The 25,795-nt window shown below is 59.3% G+C and carries 25 protein-coding genes; 7 read left to right on the forward strand and 18 right to left on the reverse strand.

Annotated elements, in window-relative coordinates; translation table 11 throughout:
• Positions 1-15 precede the first annotated feature (15 nt).
• Entirely contained in the window at positions 16-2,184 is a 2,169-nt protein-coding gene (locus tag ACFSDX_RS03005; protein ID WP_382311696.1) for an FUSC family protein, read from the forward strand.
• A 134-nt stretch (positions 2,185-2,318) separates the two neighbouring features.
• Positions 2,319-3,638: an MFS transporter gene (locus ACFSDX_RS03010; RefSeq protein ID WP_382311697.1), complete on the forward strand. Its 1,320-nt coding sequence runs from the start codon at positions 2,319-2,321 to the stop codon at positions 3,636-3,638.
• A 16-nt stretch (positions 3,639-3,654) separates the two neighbouring features.
• Here ACFSDX_RS03010 and ACFSDX_RS03015 read toward each other — a convergent pair whose 3' ends face one another.
• Positions 3,655-3,834, reverse strand: coding sequence for a hypothetical protein (locus ACFSDX_RS03015; protein ID WP_382311698.1), 180 nt, complete (start codon positions 3,832-3,834; stop codon positions 3,655-3,657).
• A 183-nt stretch (positions 3,835-4,017) separates the two neighbouring features.
• Between ACFSDX_RS03015 and ACFSDX_RS03020 the strand changes: the two genes are divergently transcribed.
• Genes ACFSDX_RS03020 through ACFSDX_RS03030 form a run of 3 tightly spaced genes read left to right on the forward strand, consistent with a single transcriptional unit; the run spans position 4,018 to position 5,816 of the window.
• Positions 4,018-4,278: a hypothetical protein gene (locus ACFSDX_RS03020; protein WP_382311699.1), complete on the forward strand. Its 261-nt coding sequence runs from the start codon at positions 4,018-4,020 to the stop codon at positions 4,276-4,278.
• A gap of 44 nt (positions 4,279-4,322) precedes the next feature.
• Positions 4,323-5,054: a hypothetical protein gene (locus ACFSDX_RS03025; protein WP_382311700.1), complete on the forward strand. Its 732-nt coding sequence runs from the start codon at positions 4,323-4,325 to the stop codon at positions 5,052-5,054.
• A 24-nt stretch (positions 5,055-5,078) separates the two neighbouring features.
• Positions 5,079-5,816: an SHOCT domain-containing protein gene (locus ACFSDX_RS03030; RefSeq protein WP_382311701.1), complete on the forward strand. Its 738-nt coding sequence runs from the start codon at positions 5,079-5,081 to the stop codon at positions 5,814-5,816.
• A gap of 143 nt (positions 5,817-5,959) precedes the next feature.
• Here ACFSDX_RS03030 and tsf read toward each other — a convergent pair whose 3' ends face one another.
• The 9 genes from tsf to recA form a co-directional block, all read right to left on the reverse strand.
• A complete protein-coding gene (gene tsf / locus ACFSDX_RS03035) occupies positions 5,960-6,796 on the reverse strand; it encodes a translation elongation factor Ts (protein ID WP_382311702.1) in 837 nt (278 codons plus the stop codon).
• A gap of 159 nt (positions 6,797-6,955) precedes the next feature.
• Positions 6,956-7,729, reverse strand: a complete 774-nt coding sequence (gene rpsB, locus ACFSDX_RS03040; protein ID WP_382311703.1) for a 30S ribosomal protein S2 — start codon at positions 7,727-7,729, stop codon at positions 6,956-6,958.
• Between the two features lie 18 nt (positions 7,730-7,747).
• Positions 7,748-8,134, reverse strand: a complete 387-nt coding sequence (gene rpsI / locus ACFSDX_RS03045; protein ID WP_382311704.1) for a 30S ribosomal protein S9 — start codon at positions 8,132-8,134, stop codon at positions 7,748-7,750.
• Positions 8,135-8,180: 46 nt separating this feature from the next.
• Positions 8,181-8,633 (reverse strand): 50S ribosomal protein L13, encoded by a 453-nt coding sequence (rplM, locus tag ACFSDX_RS03050; RefSeq protein WP_382311705.1) that lies wholly within the window; start codon positions 8,631-8,633, stop codon positions 8,181-8,183.
• 132 nt (positions 8,634-8,765) lie between these two features.
• On the reverse strand, positions 8,766-9,479 hold the full coding sequence (locus ACFSDX_RS03055) for an RluA family pseudouridine synthase (RefSeq protein WP_382311706.1): 714 nt from the start codon (positions 9,477-9,479) through the stop codon (positions 8,766-8,768).
• 107 nt (positions 9,480-9,586) lie between these two features.
• Entirely contained in the window at positions 9,587-10,705 is a 1,119-nt protein-coding gene (locus ACFSDX_RS03060; RefSeq protein ID WP_382311707.1) for a sensor histidine kinase, read from the reverse strand.
• A gap of 78 nt (positions 10,706-10,783) precedes the next feature.
• Positions 10,784-11,503: a response regulator gene (locus ACFSDX_RS03065; RefSeq protein ID WP_382311708.1), complete on the reverse strand. Its 720-nt coding sequence runs from the start codon at positions 11,501-11,503 to the stop codon at positions 10,784-10,786.
• A gap of 112 nt (positions 11,504-11,615) precedes the next feature.
• Positions 11,616-12,437, reverse strand: coding sequence for a DUF3108 domain-containing protein (locus ACFSDX_RS03070; protein WP_382311709.1), 822 nt, complete (start codon positions 12,435-12,437; stop codon positions 11,616-11,618).
• A gap of 181 nt (positions 12,438-12,618) precedes the next feature.
• Complete coding sequence (gene recA, locus ACFSDX_RS03075; RefSeq protein WP_382311710.1) at positions 12,619-13,707, reverse strand: recombinase RecA; 1,089 nt, start codon at positions 13,705-13,707, stop codon at positions 12,619-12,621.
• Positions 13,708-14,155: 448 nt separating this feature from the next.
• On the opposite strand from recA, the gene ACFSDX_RS03080 reads away from it, so the two are divergent.
• Entirely contained in the window at positions 14,156-15,127 is a 972-nt protein-coding gene (locus ACFSDX_RS03080) for a hypothetical protein (protein WP_382311711.1), read from the forward strand.
• Positions 15,128-15,293: 166 nt separating this feature from the next.
• Here ACFSDX_RS03080 and ACFSDX_RS03085 read toward each other — a convergent pair whose 3' ends face one another.
• Positions 15,294-15,860 carry a GNAT family N-acetyltransferase gene (locus ACFSDX_RS03085; RefSeq protein ID WP_382311712.1) on the reverse strand — a complete coding sequence of 189 codons (567 nt, stop codon included), beginning with the start codon at positions 15,858-15,860 and terminating at the stop codon, positions 15,294-15,296.
• A gap of 110 nt (positions 15,861-15,970) precedes the next feature.
• On the opposite strand from ACFSDX_RS03085, the gene ACFSDX_RS03090 reads away from it, so the two are divergent.
• A complete protein-coding gene (locus tag ACFSDX_RS03090; protein WP_382311713.1) occupies positions 15,971-16,861 on the forward strand; it encodes an SDR family NAD(P)-dependent oxidoreductase in 891 nt (296 codons plus the stop codon).
• A 154-nt stretch (positions 16,862-17,015) separates the two neighbouring features.
• On the opposite strand, the gene ACFSDX_RS03095 is transcribed toward ACFSDX_RS03090, so the two are convergent.
• The 7 genes from ACFSDX_RS03095 to ACFSDX_RS03125 form a co-directional block, all read right to left on the reverse strand.
• Positions 17,016-17,450 carry a hypothetical protein gene (locus ACFSDX_RS03095; RefSeq protein ID WP_382311714.1) on the reverse strand — a complete coding sequence of 145 codons (435 nt, stop codon included), beginning with the start codon at positions 17,448-17,450 and terminating at the stop codon, positions 17,016-17,018.
• Positions 17,451-17,546: 96 nt separating this feature from the next.
• Positions 17,547-18,512, reverse strand: coding sequence for an AAA family ATPase (locus ACFSDX_RS03100; protein ID WP_382311715.1), 966 nt, complete (start codon positions 18,510-18,512; stop codon positions 17,547-17,549).
• Between the two features lie 88 nt (positions 18,513-18,600).
• A complete protein-coding gene (locus ACFSDX_RS03105; RefSeq protein WP_382311716.1) occupies positions 18,601-19,995 on the reverse strand; it encodes a peptidylprolyl isomerase in 1,395 nt (464 codons plus the stop codon).
• Between the two features lie 121 nt (positions 19,996-20,116).
• Positions 20,117-22,507, reverse strand: a complete 2,391-nt coding sequence (locus ACFSDX_RS03110; protein WP_382311717.1) for a peptidylprolyl isomerase — start codon at positions 22,505-22,507, stop codon at positions 20,117-20,119.
• Positions 22,508-22,699: 192 nt separating this feature from the next.
• On the reverse strand, positions 22,700-23,116 hold the full coding sequence (locus tag ACFSDX_RS03115) for an ATP-binding protein (protein WP_382311718.1): 417 nt from the start codon (positions 23,114-23,116) through the stop codon (positions 22,700-22,702).
• Between the two features lie 98 nt (positions 23,117-23,214).
• Complete coding sequence (locus tag ACFSDX_RS03120; protein WP_382311719.1) at positions 23,215-23,544, reverse strand: STAS domain-containing protein; 330 nt, start codon at positions 23,542-23,544, stop codon at positions 23,215-23,217.
• Positions 23,545-23,565: 21 nt separating this feature from the next.
• Positions 23,566-25,674, reverse strand: coding sequence for a PP2C family protein-serine/threonine phosphatase (locus ACFSDX_RS03125; protein WP_382311720.1), 2,109 nt, complete (start codon positions 25,672-25,674; stop codon positions 23,566-23,568).
• Positions 25,675-25,795 lie beyond the last annotated feature (121 nt).

Raw genomic sequence — 25,795 nt, forward strand, 5'->3', positions numbered from 1 at the left:
TATCTGCCGGTACCCATGTTGCCCTCGCTCCCCCGCGTTTCCCGCCGCGATTTATCGTATTTCTTCTTTAGCCAGCACTTCTCCGACGGGCTGCGCACTACGCTGGCCATCTTGCTGCCGGCGCTGGTGGGGGCGCAGTGGGGCGATTTTGCGGCGGGCATCACCATCTCGACCGGGGCCGTGTGCGTGAGCGCCACCGACGGCCCCGGCCCCGCCCGGCACAAGCGCAACGGCATGCTGGCGGGCCTGGGGCTGGTATTTGTGGTGTCGCTGCTCACGGGCTTCGTGGCGCCCTACCGCTGGCTGCTGGGGCTAGAGATTGTAATTATGGCCTTCGCGCTCACCATGCTGCTAGTGTGGGGCGCGCGGGCGGGCTCGGTGGGCTCGGCCACGCTATTGGCCATGGTGCTTATGCTGGCCCACCCGCCCGCGCCCAGCCAAGTGCTGCCCCACGCGCTGCTGCTGCTGCTGGGCGGCGGCTGGTACCTGGTGCTGGCGCTGCTGCAAAACCAGCTGCAGCCCTACCGCCCGGCCCAGCAGGCCCTTGGCGAGTGCCTGCACGCCATGGCGGGCTTTCTGCAATTAAAGGCCGATTTCTACCAGGAATCAACTGACCTCGAAGACGACTACCGCCGCCTAGTGGCCCAGCAGGTCACGGTGAACGAGAAGCAAGAAGCCGTGCGTGAGGTCATCTTTCGCTCGCGCCAGCTTGTGAACGAGAGCACCAGTACCAGCCGCCGCCTCGTGCTCACCTTCGTGGAAGCCGTGGACTTGTACGAGCACATCATGGCGGGCTACTACGACTACGCGGCCCTGCGGCGTGACTTTGGCCACACGGGTTTGCTGGGCGACATTGCCGCCCTCATCAGCCGCTTGGCCACTGACCTCGACTACCTGGGCAGCGCCATTCAGGCCAACCGCGCCTACGGTGGCCCGCCGCCCGACCGCACCGCCGAGTGGAGCCGCCTGCAAGCCCGCATTGCGGCCACGCCCGCCGAGGCGGCCGGCGGTAGCCCTAGGGTGCTGCTCAAGATACTGGTGAACCTGCGCGACCTCATCCGGCGCGTCACCAATCTGCGCCGTTACTTCGACGAGAGCCTGCTCGAAGAAGCCGCGCCCGAGCCCAACCGCGCCGCCACGCACCTGCAGTTCGTGGCCCGGCAAGAGCTGCACTTCACGGCCTTTACCCAAAACCTGACGCTCAGTTCGTCGGTGTTCCGGCACGCCATCCGGATGACGGTGGCCTGCGCCGTGGCCTTCGTGCTGGCCGAAAGTCTTTGGCACGGTCAGCACAATTACTGGGTGCTCATGACGGTGACTATCATGCTCAAGCCCGGCTTCAGCCTCACGCGCCAGCGCAATATCGAGCGCATCGTTGGCACGCTGGTGGGCGGCGTGCTGGGTGCGCTCATCCTCAAAACGGTGGACAGCGGCGACGCGCGCTTCGCGTTTCTGGTGGTGTTTATGGTCATCGCCTATAGCTTTCAGCGCACCAAGTACATCGTGACGGTGATATTCCTGACGGCTTACCTGCTCATCATGTTCACGTTTTTGGGGGCGGGCTACCTAGGTATCATCGAGGAGCGCGTGACCGATACGCTGCTGGGCTGCGCCATTGCGTTCAGCGCGGGTTACTTGCTTTTTCCACGCTGGGAAAGCGACCAGCTGCGCGATTTGCTGGCTGCCACGCTGCGTGCCAACCTCGCCTACCTGCGCCAGCTGGCCGACCGCTTGGCCGGCCGCGAAGTGACAGCCACCGCCTACCGCCTGCGGCGTAAAGACGTGTACGTGGCCTCAGCCAACCTCGCGGCGGCGTTTCAGCGCATGCTGTCCGAGCCTAAGAGCAAGCGCCGCCACCCCACCGAAATTCACCAGTTTGTGGTGCTTAACCACATTCTGTCGTCTAATATCGCCGCGCTCACCGCCACGCTGCAGGACACCACCACGCCCAACCCGCCGCCCTCGCCCGAGAGCCGGCGCGCGCTTACTAGCGCCCAGGCGGCCCTCACGCGCAGCCTCACGCGCCTAGCCCCCGAAACCCCGCCCGAAGACGGCACCCCCCCGCCCGAGGTGCGCTCCGAAGTGCCCGCCGCCCCCGCCGACCGGCCGCTGCTGGAGCAGCTGAGCTTTCTGCAGAAAGTAAGCGCTGACCTAGGTAAGGTAACCGAGGTGCTCGTCAGCTAGGGCCGCGGCCCGCAGCGGAATCAGTAGGGGGCAACGTACTTCGAAGGCCGAAGCACAATTAGCGGTCAGGCTTGCACTATTTTTGGGTAAGGCCGTAAGCTAAGCGGTCAGCTCCACCTTTCTTCCCGCCCGCTTTGAGTAACCTCGTACTGCGCGATAGCGCCCGGCTGCGCTACTTCACGTTCTTTTACTTGTACGTGATGCAGGGTATTCCCTCGGGGTTTGCGCTTACGGCGGTGTACAATTTCCTGATTGGGCAGGGGCTGTCGGCCCGGTCGGTGGGCTCGTTTGCCGCCATCGTGGGCCTGCCCTGGACGTTCCAGTTCGTGTGGGGGCCGCTGATTGACAAGTATCAGTATTCGGTGCTCGGGCACCGCAAGCAGTGGGTGGTGCTCACGCAGCTAGTGGCGGTAGTGGCTTCGCTGTCCTTGCTGCTGGTGCACGACCCCGTGCGCCAGCTTGCGCTGCTGGGGGGCGTATTTTTCGTGCACAGCGTGTTCGCCTCCATTCAGGATGCCAGTGTCGATGCCATTGCTATTTCGGTGGTGCCAGTGGCCGAGCGCGGGCGTGTCAATGCCTTCATGCGGGCGGGCTCGCTGGCGGGCTGGGCAGTGGGCGGTGCGGTGCTCTCATACCTGCTGCACCACGGCGGCTTTGGGCGCGCCGCTTGGGTGCAGTCGCTGGTGCTGCTGGCGTTCACGGCGCTCACGTTCTTCATCAAGCTCGAGCGCACCGATAAATTGCTGCCGCAGTTTGGCGCGGGCCCGCGGCCGGCCCGGCCCGTCCTCACCGACGAAGAGAACCCGTCCCTAGGGTGGCTTTTTCGCGAGCTGTGGCGCAGCATGGTCGAGAAGCACAGCCTGCGGGCGTTCGCCATCATCATGCTGACGTACATGGCCGGCTCGCTATTTAACAACGCCTATTCCTTTTACCTTATTCATACCCTAGGTTGGTCTGATGCTTTCGTCTCCACCTTGCAAGGCACTTGGGTTACAATGCTATCATTTGGTGTGCTAATGGGTGGCGGCATCCTAGTCGACCGCCTCAGCGCCAGCCACGTGCAGCGGTGGGGATTAGCTGGGCTGGCATTTTTTGCTCTAACATTCAGCTTCTTATCACCATTTTGGGCTGTTCCAGCCGTTGGGGTAGTGGGCCTTATTATCATCAATCTCGCCGACCCGCTAGTAAGTATAGCGGCCATGCCGTTGCTGATGGCCTACTGCCGCCCCAAAATCGAGGGTTCGCAGTTCACCACCTACATGGCCCTAGTCAACCTATGCACCGTGACCGCCAGCTACCTCAACGGCTGGCTGCTGGAGTTCACCACGGCGCCGTTCATCGGCCTGGGTTGCGGGTTGCTCTTGATGGGGCTGCTGCTGGCGCTCTACCGCCTCAACCCCAACGTCCAGGCCGCGGCGCAGGCGCAGCTGGCGGCGCCGGCCGCCGCGGCCTAGGGTAGGAGCAAGGCCATTATTTCTTGCGGCCTGCGCCGCCGGGCTTCTTGCCCCCGCCATCTTGCTTGTTGACGGTGGCCCAGGCGCGGGCTTCGGCCTCGTCTTCGGGCACGCCTTTTTTCTCGTAGCCTTCCTCGATGTGCTCGGCCTGGCGCTTCTGCTTGTCCGTGTACTTGTCCTTATCTCCCTGTGGCATGGTGGTAGCGGATAAAAGGTGGATAAAATAGCAACGGGCCCCCGCCGTGGCGAATGGCTTGGTTTTGGTACGGCGCGAGCCGGGCCGCGGTTAACGCGCAGCTTACCAGGCCCGCACGCGCTGCCCGTATCTTCGCGCCGCCATTGCCCGCTACCGCAGCGGGGTTTTTATTCACTAGCTGCCATGCGCCACGTCGCCAATATTCCGTATCCCCAGGTCAAAATCACGCTGCTCGCCTGGAACGGCAAGTACCTGCTCAAACTTGAGCAGGGCCCCATCGAGCAGACCTACAAAGTAGCCGAGCTGGACCTGAGCGGTGTGCAGCCACCCGACGTGGAGATTCGCCAGCTCCTCGACGATGAGTTTCTGGCCGCCGCCGTAGCCCGCTTCCAAGCCATGCAGCAGGACATGCGCGACGCCTTTGCCCGCCACGACCTGCGCTAGTTTTCTGCGTACACCACCCTTCTGCCCCCTTTCACTCTCGCTCTATGCCTAAGTTCTTCTTCGCCTTAGTGGTCAGTTTTTTAGCCTTGGCAGCGCCCGTCCGGGCCCAGCTCTACCAAGTAAACAACGGCGTGGCCACCCACGACAAGCGCGACCGCGACGCGCTGCTGGTGCAAGTCGACGGCTCGGTCGAAACCACCCGCGAGTTTTGGCAAGACTACATGAAGGACACGTACAGCATCCGTTTCAAGAGCGGCGCGCTGGCCACCCTAGGTATCAAGGGCAAGAAAGATGAGCTGTCGGCTCAAGACGTGTCGGGCGCTGGTATTTCGAGCCGGCCCGTGACGCTGTACGTCAACCTCAACGCCATCAACGACTCCACTACCGAGGTGGCGTTTTTTGGGGGCTTCGGCGATAAAACGTATTTTGAGCCCACCCGCACCGTGCCCGAGTTTAAGGCGTTGCGTAAGATTATGGACAAGTTTGCCGTGGCTGCCCGCGCTAATGCCTACCAGGTGCAAGTGAAAGAAGCCGAGCGTGACGTATCGGCCGCCGACAAAGAGCAAGACAAGCTGAATCGTAGTATCCAGTCCGCCCAAAGCAACACCGCCGCCAACCTCAAGCGCATCGACGAGCTAATCAGTAAAAACCGCTCCAACGCCCTGCAAATGCACCAGGACAGCCTGCAACTCACCACTAATGCTCAACTGCGCGAGCTCACCCGTACCCGCCTGCAGCGCCGCCGCGACCGCCTAGCCACCGTCGATAAAAAATAACCGGCGGCCCCGCCGCCCGAGCTTATGAATCCGTCCGATGCCGATTCGGCGCTGGCTACCCTACGCCAGCTCAAGGAAATGCTCGACGCGGGCGCCCTCACGCCGCAGGAGTTTGACGCGCTCAAGCAAAAGCTGCTGTTTGGCTTGGAAACCGCTGCACCTATCACAGAGCCCCCGCTTTCGGTGACCCTAGGTCAGCCCAGCGCCGCTGCTGAGGCCACGGCTTACCTGCCCGCCGTGCCTGCCATACCTGCCGAGATAGACCTGCCGGTCGCCTCTACTACGCCCGAGGGTACCGATTGGACTACTGTCGCCGCGCCCGTATTGCCAGAAAATACGCTGCCCGACCCGCTTATCGAAGCGGCCGAAGAGCGCCGCAATCCGCTGACGTTGGTTTTCCTGATTGGCGGCGCATTGGTGCTGCTGGCTCTGCTGCTTTATCTTACCCTAGGTGGCAATACCCCCAACGAGCACCTCACCAGCACTAGTCAAACCGCTGCCGACTCTGCCTCCACCACCCCCGAGATAGGCCCGCAAGCCGAGCAACTTACCCTACCGCCCGCCACGCCCGAAACCATCCGCGTAGCGCCCGTCATCGTGCAAGCTCCAGTAACCAATCCTGTTGCTACCCAGGTTCGAGTTGATTCGGCTGTCGCTCCGCCGGCCGCAAGCGTACCAGTAGCTACCCCAGCCGCAGCCCCTGTTAAGCCCATTGCCAAGCCTGTTCCAACCAAAACGGTAGTGGCTGATACGGCTATTTAAAGCGATTGCGGAGGTAGGGCGTGAGCAGGGTATAGCGACGCCTTTCGCATCTCGTCGTTGTTGACCCAATGGCCCACCGCACATACGCAAAAACCCGCTGGCACATTGCCAGCGGGCTTTTTATTTTAACAACCTAGGGCTAACTAAGCCCCGATTACTACGCGCTTGAAGTCCGATACCGTCATGCCTTTCGACGTTTTGTCGAGTAGCTGAGCGATGGTCAGCGAGTTGTCTTTCACAAACTCCTGGTTCAACAACGTATTCTCTTTGTAGAACTTGTTGAGTTTGCCTTGGGCAATTTTCTCCAGCATCGCCTCGGGCTTGCCTTCGGCGCGCGCCTGCTCTTTGCCGATTTCGATTTCGCGCTCTACCGTGCCAGCGTCTACACCGTCTTTGTCAACGGCAACAGGCTTCATCGCTACGATTTGCATCGCTACGTCGCGGCCGATTTCAGCAGTTTCGGCGCTGCCTACGTTCTTCAGGCCTACAAGTACGCCCTTCTTGTTATCCGAGTGGATGTACGAAGCTACTTTCTCAGCGCTCAGCGTTACGTAGCTCAGGTCGAGCTTCTCGCCGATTTTGCCGGTCAGCTCGGTGATGTGCTCCTGTACGGTGCGGCCGTCAGCCTCCGTAGCAGCCAGCAGGTCTTCTTTGGTGCCCACGTTCGTTTTCACGGCCGTGTCCAGGATTTGCTGCACCAGGTTGCGGAAGTCAGCTACTTTGGCTACCGACTCAGTTTCGCAAGCCAGGGCCACCAGCTTACCGGTAGTACCGTCTTCGCTCACGTTCACTAGTACCAAGCCTTCCGACGTGGCATTGTCGGCGCGCTTGTCGGCGATTTTCTGACCCTGCTTGCGCAGAATGTCGCGGGCGGCTTCAAAGTCGCCGTCGGCTTCGGTCAGCGCTTTTTTGCAATCCATCATGCCCGCGCCAGTCATGGTACGGAGCTTGTTTACGTCTGCGGCGGTGATAGCGGCCATAGTTGTAGCGCGGACTTTGAGAGTCCGCGAATTGGTGGGTGAATTGAAATTTTGACTACTTCCTGCGCGAACTCCTATCGTCCGCGCTACAAAGAAAAAGGGAACCGCCAAGCACTAGCTTCGACCGTTCCCTTTTTCATTCAAGCTTAAAAAAGCGGCTTAGCTTTCGGTGTCAGCCTCAGTTTTCTCCGCAATAGCGGCTTCGTCAGCCTCTTTGCGGTCAGCATCTTCTTTGTCAACCTTGCGTTCCGACAGGCCATCTTCGATAGCCTTGCCAATCACGTTCATGATGAGTTGAATCGACTTCGAAGCGTCATCGTTGGCCGGAATCGGGAACTGCACCAGCTCGGGGTTCGAGTTCGTATCAACGATAGCGAACACGGGGATGCCAAGCTTTTGGGCTTCCTTCACCGCGATGTGCTCGCGCTTCACGTCCACGATGAACATGGCAGCGGGCAGGCGGCTTAGGTCAGCGATGCCACCCATTACGCGCTCCAGTTTCTCACGCTCGCGGCTCATCATGAGCTTCTCGCGCTTAGCAAGGGCCGCGAAAGCGGTGTTTTCTTTCACCATCTTGTCGATGGTGCTCATTTTCTTCAGCGACTTGCGGATGGTGGCGAAGTTCGTCAGCATCCCGCCTAGCCAGCGGTCAGTTACGTAGGGCATCTTGAGGCGCTGAGCCTCAGTCTGCACTATTTCCTGCGCCTGCTTTTTGGTGGCTACGAACATGATTTTGCGGCCGCTTTTCGCGATGTTGCGAATAGCCGAGGCAGCGTAATCAAGCGAGGCAAGCGTCTTGTTCAGGTCGATAATATGGATGCCGTTCTTCTCCATGAAGATATACGGCGCCATTTTCGGGTCCCACTTACGCGTAAGGTGACCAAAGTGGGCACCTGCGTCAAGCAGTTCTTTGTAGGTGGTGGACTGAGCCATGAGATTCTGCTTCGGATTTTAGCGTTTAGAGAACTGGAACGAGCGGCGTGCCTTGGCCTTGCCGAACTTCTTACGTTCAACCATGCGGGGGTCGCGGGTCATAAAGCCTTCCTTGCGGAGAGCCGATTTAACCTCAGCGTTGTCGCTTACCAAGGCTTTGGAGATGGCGAGGCGAATAGCCTCAGCCTGGCCGGCGATGCCGCCGCCGCTCACGTTCACCTTGATGTCATACTGGCCCACCTGCTCGAGGATAGCCAGGGGCTGGTTCACGATGTTCTCCAACAGTTCGTTGGCGAAGTAGGACTTCATGTCCCGGTCATTGATAGTGATATTCCCTTGCCCGGCCTGCATGTAAATGCGGGCCACCGAGGTTTTTCTTCTACCAGAGGTGTTAGTAACTGCCATTTAGTGGAGAAATAATGCGGCCAAAATCGGCCGTAAAAGCAATGATTTACAGGTTCTTCAGCTCGTACACGGTGGGCTGCTGCGCCTCGTGCGGATGCTCGCTGCCAGCGTACACGTACATGTTGCGGTACTGGGCAGCACCTAGGCGGTTGCCTTGCAGCATGCCTTTTACAGCGTGCTCGATGGCTTTGCGCGAGTCGCGGCCCATCTGCTCACGCAGGGTGCGCTGCTTCTGGCCACCGGGGTAGCCCGAGTGCGAGATGTAGAGTTTTTCTTCCATCTTCTTACCCGTCACGCGCAGCTTGTCAGCGTTGATAACGATAACGTTATCGCCGCAGTCGGAGTTGGGAGTGAACGAAGGCTTGTGCTTGCCACGCAGAACGTTAGCAATTTGGCTGCACACGCGGCCCAGCGGGGCCACGCTGACGTCGATGATGACCCAGGCTTTCTGGGCGTTGGCCTTGTTGACGTGGGTCGTCTTGAAGCTCAGGTGGTCCATGAGGATTTGGTAAAAATTACCGGCTAAACAATTGACAATAACCCCCAAGCCGTTTGGGCCTGGGGAAAAACGGACACAAAGGTACTCTTTTTTGGGCAGAATACCAAACGTGGGCTAGCTAATTATCTGAAACTAGCGGTACTCCCGCAGTGTCTCGACCAGCACCCGGAAGTCTTTTGGGTACGGCGCCTCAACCTTAATCGCCTCGCCATCTAGGCCCGTAAAACCGAGCTCCATGGCGTGCAGCGCGAAACGCTTGATAAACGGCTGCTCGGTTTCGCCTTCCTTCAGGTTGAATTTCTTCTTGAGCGAGGACAGGTAAAAATCTTCACCGCCGTAGAGCGTATCGCCCACAATGGGTGTCTGCACATACGCTAGGTGCAGGCGAATCTGGTGCATGCGCCCCGTCACCGGCTCGCATTGTACCAAGGCGTGCTTGGCATATACTTCGAGCGTGGTGAAGCGCGTTTCGGCAGGCTTGCCTTTGAAGGCCAGGCGGGCTTTGCCGCTTTTGGTCGTCTCAATGTTGCGCTCGACTACAAACTGCTCCAGCGGCGGCGCGCCGTTGGTTACGGCGTGGTAAATCTTGTGCACTTCGCGGTTTTCGAATTGCATCGAGATGTGGCGGTACGCCTCGGGGTTTTTGGCCAATACCAGTGAGCCGCTGGTGTCGCGGTCGAGGCGGTGGCCCACCTGAGCATCGTCGGCGTACTCGCGGGCCAGGCGCAGCAGGCTCGGGGCTACGCCAATGCGCTCGTCGAGCGTGGCCAGGAAGGGCGGCTTGTTGACGACGATATAATCGTCGTTTTCAAACAGAATGAGGTCTTTGAACTTAGGTGGCTTCATGCGAAGCGCAAAGGTACGCCTCCCAATAGCTTGGACTCTGCGAGTCCGAGCGTGAGCGCAGCGAACAGCTGCGCTAGGGTAAGTTGTATTGCCAGAGTAGATGCGAGCTACACGCGCACCTCTTTCGGCCGAGGTAGCTTAAACTCCATCGCCGTGCCTTCGCCCACCGCGCTTTTAATACGGATGTTCGACTTGTGCGCCTCAATTATATGCTTGCTGATGGCCAGCCCTAGACCGGTACCACCCGCGGCGCGGGTCCGGCTCTTCTCGACACGGTAGAACCGCTCGAACACGCGCGCTTGGTGCTCGGGCGCGATGCCGGCCCCGTTGTCGCGCACCGTCACCCGTACGCTCTCGCGGCCTGCCACGAGCGATACCACTACCTGCCCGCCGGTTTCGCGACCGTACTTTATCGCATTGTCTATTAAGTTGATGAGTACTTGCCGGATGCGGTTACGGTCGGCCACTACCGGCAGGCCAGCTTCGGGCAACGGGGTTGGGAAGAGCGTTAGGGTAGTGCCCCGCCGCCCGGCTTGCTGTTCCAGCAACTCAAATATTTCCTGCACCAGCGCCACGAGGTCGAAGCGCTGGCGGCGCATACGCACCACGCCCTTTTCGAGCTGCGAGATGGTTACTAGGTCCTGCACCAACGTGTCGAGCGCGTCGAGGCTGCTGGCGGCCTTCTGCAAGAATTTGCGCCGGGTGGCGGGGTCCATGCCATCCTCGTCGTCCTCTTCTTCGTCGAGAATGGTGTGCACGAAGCCCTGGGCCGCAAACAGCGGCGTCTTCAGTTCGTGCGATACGTCGGCCAGGAACTCGCGGCGCAGTACTTGCAGCCGCTTGAGCTCGTCGAACTCCTGCTGGCGACGCTCGGCCGTTTCCAGAATCTCGTCGCGCAGGCGTTTGAGGGGCTCGGGCCGAAATAGGAACCGGTTGCTCAGCTTCTTAAACTCTTTGCGCTTAATATGTTCAAGGCCCGCGTAGATGCCGTTGATTTCGCGAAAGATGAGGGCTTCGAACGCCAGGTACACTAGCAAAAAGCAGGCGGCTATCGTGGCGCCGCCCGCCAAAAAGGCCTGCCGCACCGGCAGGCCGGGCCCTAGGTAGGCAAACGTGGTGAGCACGCATGCGACCAGCAGGGCAATGAGCAGGGCAATGGTGCGCGAGGAAATCTCCACCGTTTTGTAGCGGGCCGAGTGGGTGAAATAAGCGAGGCGAGACAGCAAAGAGGTGCTTCGCCGCAGTCCTCGCAGTATCCAGCGCAGTTGGCTCATAGAGGCCGCTGCGAGCTAAGAAGTAGCTCGCTAGTCGGCGTTAAATTTATAGCCTACGCCCTTAATAGTTTGAATGTGGTGGTCGCCTACTTTTTCACGCACTTTGCGCACGTGCACATCCACGGTACGGGCCAGCACGAACACGTCGTTGCCCCAGATATTTTGCAGCAGCTCATCGCGGCTGAATACCTTGTGCGGCGCGGCGGCCAGGAAGGCGAGCAGCTCAAATTCCTTCTTGGGCAGCGTTATCTTTTTGCCATCTTGGTACACCGCAAACGCCGTGCGGTCGATGCGTAGGCCATTAATATCGATGGCTTCTACGCCGGCGTGGGGGTCTTGGTCGCGGCGCACTACGGCGGCTAGGCGGCTCAGCAAGGCCCTAGGCTTGATGGGCTTAGCAATGAAGTCGTCGGCGCCGGCATCGAAGGCCGCGACCTCCGAAAATTCCTCGGAGCGGGCCGTGAGTATCATGATGTAGGTGTCTTTGAGGCGGGGCTGCTCGCGCAGCAGGCGGCACGTGGCAATACCATCGAGCTGGGGCATCATCACGTCGAGCAAGATGATGTCGGGCACAAAGTCTTGCGCTATTGCCAGCGCCCGGCGGCCATCATTGGCCGAAGCAGTGAGGTAGCCCTCTTTCTTCAGATTGAATTCGAGCAGCTCAACAATGTCGGGGTCGTCGTCGACTACTAGAATTTTGTAAGTAGGCGTTTTTGCTGAGGTAGCCCGGGGGGCAACGGAAGCAGCCATGGTAACTGAGCGAAAGGGGGAAGGACTTTCGCAGTGCAAAAATACCAGCCGGCCACCCAGCAGCATGTTACCGTTGTGTGACGCGCCGCGCGGCCGGGGTCACGCTAGATACTTATTGAGCATTCACGATGTTGAGCCGGCTCTTCAGGCCATCGTACTTGTACATGTCAACTTTTACGGAGCCCACAAAGAGCTCAGCTTGAAAGAGTACTGGAATTTTGTTGCGGTCGTCGGACAGGTAAATCTTGATGGCGTCTTCGCCGCGAAATATCTTGTTATTCGGCAGTTTGGGCACCAGTTTCAGCGCGTGCACGATGCCGGCTTTAGTTTCGACCAGCTCGCGGCCTTTGAAGGTAACTTCCAGATTGAAGGTCGATTCGTCGAAAAAGCCGGGCATTTTGATGACGTCGCCGGGCTTCATATGTTCGTAATGTAGGGTTCGCAAATAATAGAAGCCGCTCACTAGCTCCTGCGCATTATTTGGGATTTTGTACGCCGTGCGAGTAGGACTTTCCCGGTCATGGATTTGCACATCGGCGATGTCGCGCCGGTGGTCAAAGTCTACCGTTTCCTTCTTGTGGTAACCCTTCTCGGTGATGTCGCGCGTAGCGCGTAGCGGTAAGATGCTGGTGGTGTCGATGTACGAGCGCCACTGGTCGCGGATGTGCAGGAAGAAATCGAACGAGCCCGTGGTGTGGCCGCTCACGGTGGCGCGGTAGCAGGGCCGCTCGGCCACGCGGTCGAGCGAACCAGAGGTTTCTACCACTGCTTCGGCCGCGTTAATCAGCCCGTAATGAACCTTGTAGCGGATGGTTTCGCCGGCCCGAAAGCTCGGGTTGGGCCACACGCGCACTGGCTCGGCCGAGCCCGCCGGCTGCGCCCAGGCCACGCAGGCCAGTAATAACGGAAGACAGAGTAGCCAGCGACGGGTCATAAACGGGATAGACGTAACGCAATACCTAGGGAATAATTACAAACAAAGTGCCAAGACAAAAATAGGATATAAACAATAAGCTGGGCAAGCTACGCAATATAGTGCGAGCCAAACCACCCTAGGGCACAAAAAAAGCCCGCTACCATTTGGTAGCAGGCTTTGTTAGTCAATAAGCCGCGGCTTAGAGCGTGTCGTCGCCGTCCTCAGGACCGCTCAGGTCCACGGGGATGACATCAGTATCACCCTTGGCCATGGTGCGAATCTTGGCTTCGATTTCGTCGGCTAGCTCGGGGTTATCGAGCAGCAGCGTCTTCACGGCCTCACGGCCCTGGCCAATCTTGTTGGCGCCGTAGCTGAACCACGAGCCCGACTTGGCAATGATGCCCATGTCCACGCCTAGGTCCACAATCTCGCCTACTTTCGAGATACCCTGGCCGTAGATGATATCAAACTCTACTACCTTGAAGGGGGGCGCAACCTTGTTCTTCACCACTTTTACTTTGGTGCGGTTGCCGGTCACGTTGTCTTTGTCTTCCTTAATCTGGCCGATACGACGGATGTCGAGGCGTACTGAAGCGTAGAACTTCAGAGCGTTACCACCGGTCGTGGTTTCGGGAGTGCCGAACATTACGCCGATTTTCTCGCGCAGCTGGTTGATGAAGATGCAGAGGCAGTTCGTCTTGTTGATGGTACCAGTGAGCTTCCGCAGGGCCTGGCTCATGAGGCGGGCGTGTAGGCCCACTTTCGAGTCGCCCATGTCGCCTTCAAGCTCGCTTTTGGGCACAAGGGCCGCCACCGAGTCAATTACAATAATGTCAATGGCGCCCGAACTAATTAGCTGGTCGGCAATCTCCAAGGCTTGCTCGCCGTTGTCGGGCTGCGCAATGAGAAGAGCATCTACATCGATGCCTAGCTTCTTGGCGTAGCTCGGGTCGAAGGCGTGCTCAGCGTCGATGAAAGCCGCCGTGCCACCCGCCTTTTGGGCTTCGGCAATGGCGTGCATCGTCAGCGTCGTCTTACCGCTCGATTCGGGGCCGTAGATTTCTACCACTCGGCCGCGGGGCAAGCCGCCGATGCCGAGGGCAATGTCCAGCGAAAGCGAGCCTGTGCTGATAGCCGGAATGTCGTTGACTTTCTGGTCCGACAGCTTCATCACGGTGCCTTTACCGAAGGCTTTGTCCAGCTTGTCGAGCGTTAGCTGAAGCGCTTTAGCTTTCTCAGTGGCCGCGTTGGTGGTGGTTTTCTCGGCTTTGTCAGTTGCAACTGCCATGTCGGGGAAATTAGGTAAAAAAGTAGTTAGGTTTGGTGCTTTTATCGGGCTGAACTCACTTACGCAAGGTCCGAATAAGCGGTAGATTAACCGCGCATCGGCCGTTCTCAGGCGGCTTTTTCTAACACAGCGGCCCGCGGTTTTGTGCCGTTGGGGGCGGAAATATATGAGGAATTTTCTAAAATTTTTGGGATGCCTTGGGGCTGTGCTATTTATGGCCAGTCCGGCGCAGGCGCAGCTAAACAATCAGGCGTTCACATCACCTACGCCAGGGCTCCAAAGTAGGCCTAGAATTGAAGAATGCTTCGGTTGTCAGCAAGGAGTAGCGGATTCTATTTTTGCAGAAAACGAAGCATTTGACCTAGCAAGAACGGTTGAAAAAGGTGACCTGCGCCTCTCGCTCAACGCCTTCACATTCTTCAAAGATAATGAGTATTTTAATGATATCGTGCAAGGTTACACGCTGTTTGGCACGCAGTTAAACCCACAGCTCGTCTATTATCCCATCAAAGACCTGCGCCTCGAAGCCGGTGTGTTTCTGTGGAAAGATTTTGGTAATTCGCAACTCCGGCAGGTGCGCCCCACCTTCCGGGCTACCTGGACGAAAGGTAACCAGCAATTCATCTTTGGTAATATCCGCCCGCACCTCAATCATAACTATATCGAGCCATTGCTTGATTTTGAGCAAGTAATACTAAAGCCATTAGAAGAGGGCCTGCAATACCGGCTAAATAGTAAGCGGGTTTTTCTGGATGCGTGGGTCGATTGGCTGCGCCAGGAGTACCCCGGCTCTAACTACCAGGAGCAGATAGCCGGCGGCCTCAGCAGCAGCTTTCGCATGACGGGTGACAACAGCCCAGTCGCTATTTCCATCCCGCTGCAATTCACAGCGCGGCACGCGGGCGGGCAGATAGATACGCTGCACGCGCCCATCCAAACGCTATTCAACTACGCTACCGGCGTGGTGGCCCGGCTGCCGCTTAAAGGCCGCGTGCTGCAAGCCGTGCGCCTTAATGCTTATGGCCTGCTCTTCGACGACCACTCGATGGGAAATTACCGGTTGCCGTTTCAGAATGGCAACGGCTTGTACCTCAACGGTACGCTCGAAACGCGCTACGCCGACCTTATGCTGAGCTACTGGCAGGGGCACCGCTTCTACGCGCCCCTAGGTGGTAATTATTACCAGTCGGTGGCTGCCCGCGAGGGCACGCCCGGCTACACCGACCCCGAGCGGCGCTTGCTGCTGGTGCGCCTGCTGCGTGACTTCCGCATCTCCGACGCGGCCGCCGTGACGGTGCGCGTCGAGCCCGTGTACGACTTCAACGCCAAGCTGCTGGACTTCTCGTTCGGCGTATACCTCAACTTCCGCCAAGACTGGCTGCTCGGCAACGTAGGCCACCGCGCCCGAGTAACCCAATAAATCGCAGATTAAACTGATTTAACGGATGGCGCAGATACGCCCGCCTGCGGCGGGCTGACGATGCGAACGCAGGAGTGGCTTCGCCAACTTTTTTTACGAGCTAGCCGAAGGCCGCTCTGCGTTCGCATCGTCAGCCCGCCGCAGGCGGGCGTATCTGCGCCATCCGTTAAATCAGTTTAATCTGCGATTTTGGGCGGATGAAGTGGAGGATGGCGGGCGCTTGGGGTGGGGTGTTATCCCAGAAGCTGAAGTGGAACCAGGGGCGCGTTGGCTCTTCCTGCGCCAGCAACTGGAAGCCGTGGGCCTGAGCTACCTGTTGGGCCCGCTTGTTGTCGGCAAAGCAGCGGATGAGCAGCCGTTCGGCCTGCACCTGCTCGAAGCCAAACTGCACGATGGCGCCAAGGGCCTCACGGGCGTAGCCGTGGCCTTCGGCTTCAAGAGCCAGGTAATAGCCTATTTCGGCCTGCCCCCCACGCTGGGGCATCAGGCAAATGTCGCCTAGGTAGGCTTGGTTGGCGCGATGCCAGATGCCAAACACATAGAAGCGGCCCGTGCGCCAGTCGCGGGCGAAGGCCGCAAGTTGGGTAGGCGCGTCGGCTAGGGTCGGCACGGCCCGCAGGCGGTCGGGAAATGAGTGCTGTAAACGCGCCCGGCTTTGGTCGAGCACCCGAAAAAATGCGTCGGCGTCGGTGGCTTGATAAGGACGTAGTTGCAGGCGATTAGTGTCGAGCACAGGAAGTTACGAGTCCGAAATAAGGGCAACAGCGGGGCAAATTAGCAGCAACCCCCCGAATAGGAAGCCAGTAAGGAAGGCAAACTTCACGCTTTTTTTCTTTACTTCCTATGAACAGACTACAAGGTAAAGTGGCCATCGTAACTGGGGGCGGCTCGGGCATCGGCGAGGCTATCGCCAAAAAATTTGCCAAAGAAGGCGCCGCCGTGGTGGTAGCGGGCTTGCCCGAAGACCCCGTGCAGGCGGTGGTAGACGAGATAACGGCCGCTGGCGGCCGCGCCACGGCCTTTGAAGGCGACTTAGCGAGCCAGGCCGTGGCCGAAGCCTGCGTGCAGGCTGCCGTAGGGCAGTTTGGGCAGCTGGATATTCTGATAAACAATGCCGGCGCTTTCCCCGCCACCGCCGAACTCGACGAGTACCCGGTAGCGGCCTTCGAGTACATGGTGAAGAACAACATTTACACCACGTTTCACATGAGCCGGGCCGCGCTGCCCGAGCTGAAGAAAACGCGTGGCAACATCGTGACGGCGGGCTCGGAGGCGGGCCACATGGGCGCGCCCATGAATACGCCCTACGGTGGCACTAAGGGCTTCAACCATGCCTTCACCAAAGGCATTGCTGGCGAGCAAGCCAAATACGGCGTGCGGGCCAACTGCGTGGGTCCCGGCCCCATCGACACGGCCTGGACCCACAAAGAAACCGGCCCCATGGCCGCCGAAATGGAAAAGCAGACCGTGGAAGGCGCGCTCTTAGGTCGCCGCGGCACCACCGAAGAAGTAGCCAACGTGTACCTGTTCCTGGCTTCCGATGAGGCGAGCTACGTCACGGGTGCCATCTACTTTGTGGATGGCGGCGTCACCATTTCCAAGTCCAACTCGGGCGCCCAGGTGCCCACCGCCCTCAAAAAAGAGCCGGCCGGCGACCTAGACATTCAGCACAGCAAAGACGGCCACACCGAAATACGCCACGCCGCCGCGGGCCACTTAATAATCGCAGATTAAACGGATTTAACGGATGGCACAGATACGCCCGCCTGCGGCGGGCTAACGATGCGAACGCAGAACAGTCTTCGGCTAGCTCGTAAAAAGAGCCGGCGAAGCCGCTCCTGCGTTCGCATCGTCAGCCCGCCGCAGGCGGGCGTATCTGCGTAATCCGTTAAATCCGTTTAATCTGCGATTCTGGGTATTGGCGGGGACTACCTAGGGCCTGCTGCGTGCGCATGACATTGACTTGTCGGGCAGCTTCGTTGAAGTACTCTAGGCGGCGGATGAGCATTTCCTTGGTCAGGACCCGGCCCTCGGGCGTGCGCATTATGGCCTGCTTGTCGGCCAGCAGGCGCTGCATGGCGGCGAGCGTCTGGTTTTCGTGGCGCATGAACTGCTGTTGAAACTCGGCTAAGCGAGCCACGCCCGTCGCCGACAGGGTGAAGTGCTCACCGGCTCCTTGGTTAAGAACTTCGCACAGCACGTACACCTCGAGGGGAAGGCTGGTTTCGAGCGTCGTGGTACGCAGGTCGAGGCCTGCGGCGAGGGCATCGAGGATGATGCGCACGTTGCGCTCAAATTGCTGGTAGTAAGCTTGGGCTTCCATTTCTTCAGTTATCAGTCATCAATTATCAGTTATCAACTTTAGTTACCACCTCCTATTTAGTAGGTTGATAACTGGTAATTGATGACTGATAACTGACTAAAGTAGTTCTTTCACAATCTGCTCTATTGTCACGCCTTCGGCTTCGGCCTTGAAGTTGCGCACGAGGCGGTGGCGAAGAATGGGCAAAGCTACGGCGCGCACGTCTTCAATATCGGGCGAGTATTTGCCGGTCAGCAGCGCGTTGCACTTGGCAGCCACAATGAGGTACTGGCTGGCGCGCGGCCCGGCGCCCCATTCCAGCAGCTGCTTGGCCCTAGGTGCGGCGCGCTCACCGTTGGGGCGCGTTTTGTGCACGAGGCCCACGGCGTACTCTACTACGTTGTCGGCCACGGGCACGCGGCGCACGAGCGCCTGGTAGGCCTGGATGTCATCGGAATGCAAGACTTTGCTCACGACCGGCTTGCGGTCGGAGGTCGTGTTCTTAACGATGTTGAGCTCCTCCTGGTAGCTAGGATAGCCCAGCTCGATGTTGAACATGAAGCGGTCGAGCTGCGCCTCGGGCAGCGGGTAGGTGCCTTCCTGCTCAATCGGGTTTTGGGTGGCCAGCACGAAGAACGGGCGCGCCAGCGGGTAGCGCTGCCCGGCCACCGTCACGGCGTACTCCTGCATGCTCTCCAGCAGCGCCGCCTGGGTTTTGGGCGGCGTGCGGTTGATTTCGTCGGCCAGGATAATATTCGAGAATATCGGGCCTTTCACAAATTGAAAATCACGCTGCTGCGTCAAGGTTTCCGAGCCTACGATGTCGGACGGCATCAGGTCGGGCGTGAATTGAATGCGGTTGAAGGAGAGGTCGAGCGAGTCGGCAATGGTCTGCACGAGCAGCGTTTTGGCGAGGCCCGGCACGCCGACTAGCAGGCAATGGCCTTGCGCGAACACGGCCGTGAGCACGAGCCGCACGACCTCTTCCTGGCCCACGATGACCTTCCCAATTTCCTGGCGCAACTGCTGATAAGCGCGGGTAAGCGAGTCGGCAGCTTCCTTATCGTTCTGAAATTGAGCCATTAGCTAAAGGGTATCTAATAAATACGGAAATGCTCCTAGGTCGTCTGTTGTGGCAAACAAGCGACCTAGGAGCACGAATAGAAGTTACTTACTCAGTGGTACTAGCAGTCAGAACTTTGCACGAATCGTACTCAGGGGCTACTTCCAGGTACACGGTGTTGCGGTTCTTATCGTACCACTCGTCCAGTGCGCGGCTCTTTTTCTGGGCCAGCGCGGCTTGCGAAATCTTCTGGTAGTCGTCCGTCAGGTTGGCTTGGTGCGGCGGAATGTTCGACTTGAGGTAGAGAATGCGCATGGCGTCCTTGCCATCGTCGGTGCGGTAGGGCAGGGGCGGGGTGATGTGGCCCACCTTCATCGTGTCGATGGTGAAGAAGATGGCCGGGTCGAGCTTATCAAGCGGCAGGCGCGAGCCACCGTCCTGGCGGTTGGCGAGCAAGCCGCCGTTGGCGCTGCTCACTTTGTCATCGCTATACTCCTTAGCGGCCTTGGCAAATGAGATGCTGTCGCTCAAAATCTGGCGGCGGATGCGGGCGAGCTTGGTGGCCGAGGCGCTCACGTCGGTAGTACCGGTAGCGGGCTTCAGCAAGATGTGGCGCGTCGAGTACGACTCCCCTTTGCGCTCAATGAGCTGAATGAGGTGAAAGCCGAACTGCGACTCCACTACCGGCGACAGCTGGCCGGGCTCAAGCTTGCGGGCGGCGGCTTCGTAGGGTGGCACCAGCTCGCCGCGCTTGAAGAAGCCTAGGTAGCCGCCTTCCACGGCCGAGCCAGGGTCTTGCGAAAACTCCTTGGCTAGGGGCTCGAATTTCTCGCCGGCCAGGATGCGCGCCCGCAGCTCGTTGAGCTTGGCAATGGCGGCCTGCTTAGCCGCATCGTTTACCTGGGCCGGAATAACTATCTGGCCCACTTCTACTTCGGTAGAAAAGTACGGTACGCTGTCCTTGGGTACTTTTTCGAAGTATTCTTTTACTTCGCGAGGCGTCACGGCCGTCTTGCCCGCAATCTTCTCCTGCATCTCCTGCTGCACCAGCTGGTCGCGCACCTGGCTGCGTAGGTCTTCCTTGAGGGCCCGCAAGGGCTTGTTGTACATCTCTTCCAGCTTCTTCTCCGAGCCTATCTGCTGCACAAAGTAGGCCATGCGGCGGTCAAGCTCCGAGTTTACACGCTGGTCGGTTACGGTAACGGAGTCGACCTCGGCGCGCGCGAGCATCAGACGGTTCAGCACCAAGCTTTGCAGGATTTTGCACTTCAAATCGGGCGGCAAAGGTTTGCCTTGGGCCCGGGCAAGTTCCTGGCCATAAATGTTTTCGACTTCGGAGCGCAGGACTATCTGGTTGTCTACCTTCACAATAATACCATCGACCAGCTCCTGCCCGCGCGGGCGGCTGATGCCGAGTTGGGCCTGGCTGGTGTGCGGCACCGCCAGCAGCGAGAGTAGCGCCAGAATAGCGAGCGTAGGCAGACGCTTAAGGAGGAGTTGCATAAACTAAAGAGCCGCGGAAGGGGCAAATGGTTGCCGGGCGTGCGGCCGTAACGCGAATGGGCGGTAAGAAAATCCGTTAGGCCTCTGAAATAGACAGGAGCCAAACGGCAGAACCAAGCTTTTATTTGGTAACCAGCTTGTTGACCTGGACTTCGTTAACTTGCACCGGATATTGCTGGCGCAGCTGCTCAATCCACTGTTTTTCGAGGTAATTCTGGTAGTCGCTGGTGGCCTGGCCGCGGGCGTCGCCGAGTGCCTTAGGGCCGGCGGGCAGCGCCTGCTGCACGATAACGGCGTAATGGCGGCCATCGCGCTGCACGGTGTAAGTGCCGGCTGGGCGCGTGAGGTAGTCGTCCATCACCTTGTTGTCGCCCTTCTGGAACGTGCGCTGCTGAATCTGCACGGCCAGCGGGTTCTGGGCGTTCAGGCTGGCTTCGAGCACGCCGGTGGCGCTGCTATACACCGTCAGGCGCGTGTCACCGTCGGCAGTAGCCGTGGCGGCTCGGGCTACGGTCAGGCGGTTACGCTCAATCTTACCTGTCTTGGTGAGGTAGTCGACGGCGGCTGTGGCGCGCTGGCGGGCCAGGGCCGGGCTCTCGCCACGCTTAATGTGGCCCGCCACGGTGGCGGTGAGGGCCGTGTCCTGGTCCATGCGCTTGGCGAGGTCGTTGAGCACCGCCGTGCCGTTGGCGCTACCTAGGGCCACCGTGCCGGGCCGGAAGTGCACCAGCACCGTGCCGGCCCGGCCGGCCACGGGGTAGCGGCGGGTGGCTAGCTCGCGCTGGGCGCGGGCCAGCAGCCGCGGCGTAGCCGCCGAGATAACCGTGCCCCGCGCCCGCTGCCCAAACTGGTAGTTGGCCTGATTAGCCACGAAGAATTTGCGCAGGCCAGCCGTGTCCTCAATGGCTTTGGTCCACACTTTCTCGTCCATGAGCTGGAACAGCAGAATGCCATCGCGGTACTCTTTCACGAGCATGCGGTAGTCCTCGTACTTCGTGTCGAGGCTGTTCTTCTCAAATTCGGTCAGGCTCTGGTCCACGTACTGGTCGTAGAGCTGCTGCATGGCAAAAGCCGGCTGCGCCGTGGGGCGCGGGCGCTGGTTTTGCTGCGCGTAGGTAAGGAAGTCGCTTACCAAGTAGGGCTTACCCTTGATGGTGAACAGCGGCTGCTTGTCGCCACCGGTTTTGGCCGCGTTTTTGGCCGCGTTTTTCGAGGGCTTGGCGCCGCTGGCGGCCGTGAGGGTAGCGGGGTTGAACTTAAAGCGGCCTTTCACCAGTGCGGTATCAGCCTGGGCAAAAGCCACGGTCTTGCCCGTCGGGTTCTCCACAAACTGGTCTTCCTGGCGGACGCGCTTGAGGAACGCCGTGCGGTTCAGCTCCGAGCGCGAGTCCTTGGCGACTTTGCTCTTGAGCGTCGGCTCCAGGGTAGCGAATGAGGGCACCGGCTGCTTTTCGAGCAGCTTGATGATGTGCCAGCCGTAGGGCGTTTGCACCGGGGCCGAGAGGTCGCCGGGCTTTTGCAGCTTAAACGCCACTTCCTCAAACGCCGGAATCATGCGGCCCGTGCCGAAGGGCGGCAGCTCGCCGCCGTTGGCGGCCGAGCCCGCATCTTCCGAAAACTGCGCCACGAGCTTGTTCCAGCTTTCGCCCTTGCGCAGGCGGCCGTAGAGCTCGTTGATTTTTTTGTGGGCGGTGGTTGAGTCGGCCTTGGGGGCCTGCGGCGTCACACGTACCATGAGGTGGGCTACCTTAATCTCGCCCTGGGCCGCCCGGCGGTCATTTACCTTGATGATATGGTAGCCAAAGCGCGTGCGGATGGGCGGGCTCACCTGGCCCACGGGCGTGAGGTAGGCGACCGTTTCGAACGGATACACCATCTGCATCGAGGTGAAGTAGCCAAGCTTGCCGCCGTTTTCCTTGGCCGACGGGTCTTCGCTGGTGCTGCCCGCCACGGCGCCGAAATCCTCGCCACCACCCGTCACGCGCTGGCGCAGGGTCATGATTTTCTGGTAAGCTGCCGCCGTATCGGTGGGGCTGGCGTCGGGCGCTACCCGAATGAGAATGTGCGAGGCGTTTACCTCCTGGCCCATGCGGCTGTAAGCCTCGCGCACTAGTTGGTCGGTCACACCTTTTTCGGTGAGGTAGGGCTGGGCCAGCTGCTGCCGGTAGCCATCAAGCTCGCGGTGGAAGGCTTGCGTAGTGTCGAGGCCCCGCTTTTCCGCATCCAGCACCTTCAGGCGGAAGTTGGTGTAGAGCGTGAGGTAGTCCGTGACGCTCTGGCGCGTGCCGTAGTCGGGCGCGGTGCCGTTGTTTTTCTTATAAACGTACCCAAACTCGCTGGCCGGGACCTGGTACGTGCCCAGCGTTTCGATGGCCGGGCCACTGCCCGCCGGTGCGGCGGCCGAGCCAGTGAGTGCCGTAGTCGCCGCAGCGGTGGGTTTACTGGTCTGGCAAGCGGCCAGCTGCAACAGCGTGGCAGCGGCAGCGCCGGCCAGCGGAAGGCGTAATTGCATAGAAAAAAGTAAGCAGAATCAGTCCAGTTGAGGTTAGAAGTTTGCTCCCAACGCTATGGACACAATGCTGGTGCAATTTTACGAAGAAAATTGCCGGGATTGACTGACCCCAAGAGCGGAATAAAAAATGGGGCGCCCGAGCGAAGGATTTTCCTCCTCGCACGGGCGCCCCATCTAGGTAGGTGTGTAAAGCTAGCTAAGCGTCTTGCTCAGGTGGCAAACGGTGTGCGCATTGCGCTCAAAAAACTCTACCTGGTCCATAATCCGCGATACCAAGGCCATTCCCATGCCGCCCCGGCGTCCCTGCCGAATATACTCGCGCATATCGGGATTGGGAGACACGGAGGCTGGGATAAAAATAGTGTGCCCCTGGTCTTCAATTTCCACGTCGAGGCGAAGCTCGGTGAGCGTCAGCATCAGGTCCAGAAACTGGTTAGCGTCCTCGCCATTGGCGTGAATAATAAAGTTGGCTACTACTTCATCTACGGCCAGTACCACCTGGTTGACCACTACCTCGTTGCGTTGCCCCGCTATCAAAAACCCGCGCACAAAGTCGCGCACCTGCTGGAGGTTCTGGCGCGAACAAGCAATGCGAAGGTGGCTGGTCATAGAAGTTAAAAGTTAAGAGTTGAGAACTAAGAGTCAGGAGCTTAGTAGTAGCCTGAGCGACTACTCTTAACTCTCAACTCCTAGCTCTTAACTTCTTACTAGGCGGCTTGCGCTTCTTGCTCGGTGGGGACAATGTTCATGAGCGAATCGAGACCAAGAATCTCGAATACGTTGAATACCTTCTCCTGCATGTTGAAGAATACCAACTTCACATCGGAGTCCTGCAAGCGCTGCAAGTGCGAAATGAACACCCCTAGGCCCGCCGAAGAGATATAGCTCAACCGCTGGCAGTCAACGAGTACCTTATGGTAGTTTAGTATCTCCGGCTTGTTGAGTTCTGCATCGAGCACAACGGCGGAGGAGGCATCTAACTCACCGTCAAGAACGAGGGTGAGCGTATCGGTGGTGGCGTGCGTCGTTACTTTCATAATAGTGCCCCATACGTAGGGCTAGGTGTGGGGTTGGGCCGCTTTGAACTTGATGACAAGCAGCGTCTGGTCGTCGTGCAGCGGCTGGCCCTGGCTAAAATCCTGCACATCGCGGCGCAGGTGGGCGTTGATTTCTTCGGCCGACTGGTAAAAGCACGCCTCCAGCATCTGGAGCAGGCGGTCTTCGCCGTACTCGTTGCCCTCGCCGTCGCGGGCCTCCACGATGCCATCGGTGTATATCACCATGACATCGCCGGGATTATAATCCCAAAATTGATTTTTGACGTGCTTCTCGTAGCCCGCATCACGAATGATACCTAGGCCCAGGCCCTCGGTGCGGAAGTAGCTGACTTCTTCTTTAATAGAATGATAGTACAGCGTGTGGCAGTGTCCGGCCCGCGCAAAGCTAAAGCCGCCGGCCTGATAATCAATTAAATAAAACGCGGCCGTAATAAAGGAGGAGCGCTCTAGGCAGTGCGTGAGCGCCTCGTTGGCCTGCACCATGAAGCGGTGCGGGTCGGGGTAGCGGTCGCGCTCCTTCTTGGCCAGGGGGTTGGCCTGCATCAAGGCGTGGAAGATGCCCTTCATCTGGGCCGTGTGAAAGGCGGCCGTAACGCCCTTGCCCGACACATCGCCGATGAGTACCGCCAGCTTCTGGCCGGGCAAGTGCAGGAAGTCGTAGAAATCGCCGCCTACCTCCTTGGCCGCCTGGGCGTAGGTGCTGATTTCAAACCAATCGTCGGTGGGCAAGCGCTTCGGAATGAGCCGCTCCTGTACCAAAGCCGCAATGCGGAGTTCGTCCTGCGTGCGCTGGTTGATAAGTGATTCTTTGGCGAGCTGCAGGTTTTCGAGGCTGAGTACCGTCTGCGCTGTGAACGTGTGCAGGATGCTCAGCGTCTCCGAATCAAAGGCGTGCGGCTCGTTGTGCAGCAGCAGCAGCGTGCCGTAGTCGTGCGCCGGGCTTTGCAGAGGCAGCACCGCCACGGCCCCGTAGGTAGTGGGTAGCGCCGCGAGGCGCTTGGAGCGCTCCAGGCTGTTGTCAATCAGCTCCGCGATGCGCGTGGTGTCTGGCGAGGGCGTAAGCAAGGGCGCCAGCAACGGAATGTCGGCCGCCCCAAGCTGGTAGAACATAGGCGCCAGCGGGTGCTTAGCCAGCTCGCCGGGCTGCCGCTGGGGCACCAGTACGGCCGCATTGGCCTTGATGGTTTGGATGGCGGAATTGAACAGCATCTGGTAGATTTCCGGGGCCGACTGGCCCCGCTGAATAATCTGACTCAGGTGCTGCAAGCCCAGAATCTCGGCCCGCCGCTGCTCAAAAACCTCGGCAATGGGCAGGTTAAACAGCGTAATCAGAAGCCCCGCAATGGCGTAGAAGCTAGCGAAGAAGGAGGTAAGAACCAGAAAAGAGAGCTGCGTGGGCGGCACAAGCAGCACGGGGTTGGTTTGCGCATCGCGCAGGTAGAAAAAAAACAGCAGCGCAAACCCCAGCACGCCCAGCTGCAGCAGGATGGCTTGCCACTTCTGCGAGCTATTGAGGTACGCTACCCAGCGCTGGTGCCCGCTCAGGTACACGCCGAAGAGCGCCAGCCCAATGCCGATACCTAGGCGCAGCCCCGGCGACATTTGCCAGACCAGCAGCTGCATGAGCAAGACAAGGCCTAGGGTTACCTCGAAAACCAGCCACTCACGCCGGATTTTAGCCCCGCCCCTAAAGCTGACGAGTGACCGCCAGGCGTAGAGAGTTTCGGCCAGAAAGATGATGAACAGCGCCAGCGCCACGGTGTACGTAACGGCCGTCGTGATATTGCCGGGCAGCGGCAGCGTATGCGCCGCCACTAGGTATTCGAGGCCAATGAGCACCAACAGGGTCGCGCTCAACGCAAGCCCCCGGCGGAAAAGCGCCCGCAGCAGGCCAATAAAATTCTGGCCTACCAGCGCGTCGGGCTGCACGCGCATGTAAACAAATATGCAGGAGGCAAAGCCGGCTTGGGCCAGCAGCAACAGCCAGCGCGGCCAGTCGGCCGACAGGCCTGGAATGGGCTGGCCGCGGCTTAAAGTGCTAAGCAGCAAGAGCAGCCAGCACAGGCCAGCAGCTACCAGTAACCAAGCAGAATAGCGAATTTTGGGCATAGGAAGCGTGAAGGTAAACTCCATCGGCGCTAGTCCCTCGCTATTTCCTGCTTGCCGTTGGAAAAGCAAAAATACAACTTGGCCCAGTGCCACAACGGCGGCCCGCCCCGGAGCCAGCCGC

Source organism: Hymenobacter bucti (assembly GCF_042681145.1).
Classification (GTDB): Bacteria; Bacteroidota; Bacteroidia; order Cytophagales; family Hymenobacteraceae; genus Hymenobacter; species Hymenobacter bucti.

Coding starts and splice junctions, on each gene's coding strand:
- ACFSDX_RS03105 (WP_382311716.1), bottom strand. CDS start 19,995: ATGCAACTCCTCCTTAAGCGTCTGCCTACGCTCGCTATTCTGGCGCTA.
- tsf (WP_382311702.1), bottom strand. CDS start 6,796: ATGGCCGCTATCACCGCCGCAGACGTAAACAAGCTCCGTACCATGACT.
- rpsB (WP_382311703.1), bottom strand. CDS start 7,729: ATGGCTCAGTCCACCACCTACAAAGAACTGCTTGACGCAGGTGCCCAC.
- ACFSDX_RS03070 (WP_382311709.1), bottom strand. CDS start 12,437: ATGACCCGTCGCTGGCTACTCTGTCTTCCGTTATTACTGGCCTGCGTG.
- ACFSDX_RS03090 (WP_382311713.1), top strand. CDS start 15,971: ATGAACAGACTACAAGGTAAAGTGGCCATCGTAACTGGGGGCGGCTCG.
- rplM (WP_382311705.1), bottom strand. CDS start 8,633: ATGGACCACCTGAGCTTCAAGACGACCCACGTCAACAAGGCCAACGCC.
- ACFSDX_RS03115 (WP_382311718.1), bottom strand. CDS start 23,116: ATGACCAGCCACCTTCGCATTGCTTGTTCGCGCCAGAACCTCCAGCAG.
- ACFSDX_RS03095 (WP_382311714.1), bottom strand. CDS start 17,450: ATGGAAGCCCAAGCTTACTACCAGCAATTTGAGCGCAACGTGCGCATC.
- ACFSDX_RS03125 (WP_382311720.1), bottom strand. CDS start 25,674: ATGCCCAAAATTCGCTATTCTGCTTGGTTACTGGTAGCTGCTGGCCTG.
- recA (WP_382311710.1), bottom strand. CDS start 13,707: ATGGCAGTTGCAACTGACAAAGCCGAGAAAACCACCACCAACGCGGCC.
- ACFSDX_RS03065 (WP_382311708.1), bottom strand. CDS start 11,503: ATGGCTGCTTCCGTTGCCCCCCGGGCTACCTCAGCAAAAACGCCTACT.
- ACFSDX_RS03020 (WP_382311699.1), top strand. CDS start 4,018: ATGCGCCACGTCGCCAATATTCCGTATCCCCAGGTCAAAATCACGCTG.
- ACFSDX_RS03100 (WP_382311715.1), bottom strand. CDS start 18,512: ATGGCTCAATTTCAGAACGATAAGGAAGCTGCCGACTCGCTTACCCGC.
- ACFSDX_RS03015 (WP_382311698.1), bottom strand. CDS start 3,834: ATGCCACAGGGAGATAAGGACAAGTACACGGACAAGCAGAAGCGCCAG.
- ACFSDX_RS03110 (WP_382311717.1), bottom strand. CDS start 22,507: ATGCAATTACGCCTTCCGCTGGCCGGCGCTGCCGCTGCCACGCTGTTG.
- ACFSDX_RS03005 (WP_382311696.1), top strand. CDS start 16: ATGTTGCCCTCGCTCCCCCGCGTTTCCCGCCGCGATTTATCGTATTTC.
- ACFSDX_RS03030 (WP_382311701.1), top strand. CDS start 5,079: ATGAATCCGTCCGATGCCGATTCGGCGCTGGCTACCCTACGCCAGCTC.
- ACFSDX_RS03025 (WP_382311700.1), top strand. CDS start 4,323: ATGCCTAAGTTCTTCTTCGCCTTAGTGGTCAGTTTTTTAGCCTTGGCA.
- ACFSDX_RS03120 (WP_382311719.1), bottom strand. CDS start 23,544: ATGAAAGTAACGACGCACGCCACCACCGATACGCTCACCCTCGTTCTT.
- ACFSDX_RS03055 (WP_382311706.1), bottom strand. CDS start 9,479: ATGAAGCCACCTAAGTTCAAAGACCTCATTCTGTTTGAAAACGACGAT.
- rpsI (WP_382311704.1), bottom strand. CDS start 8,134: ATGGCAGTTACTAACACCTCTGGTAGAAGAAAAACCTCGGTGGCCCGC.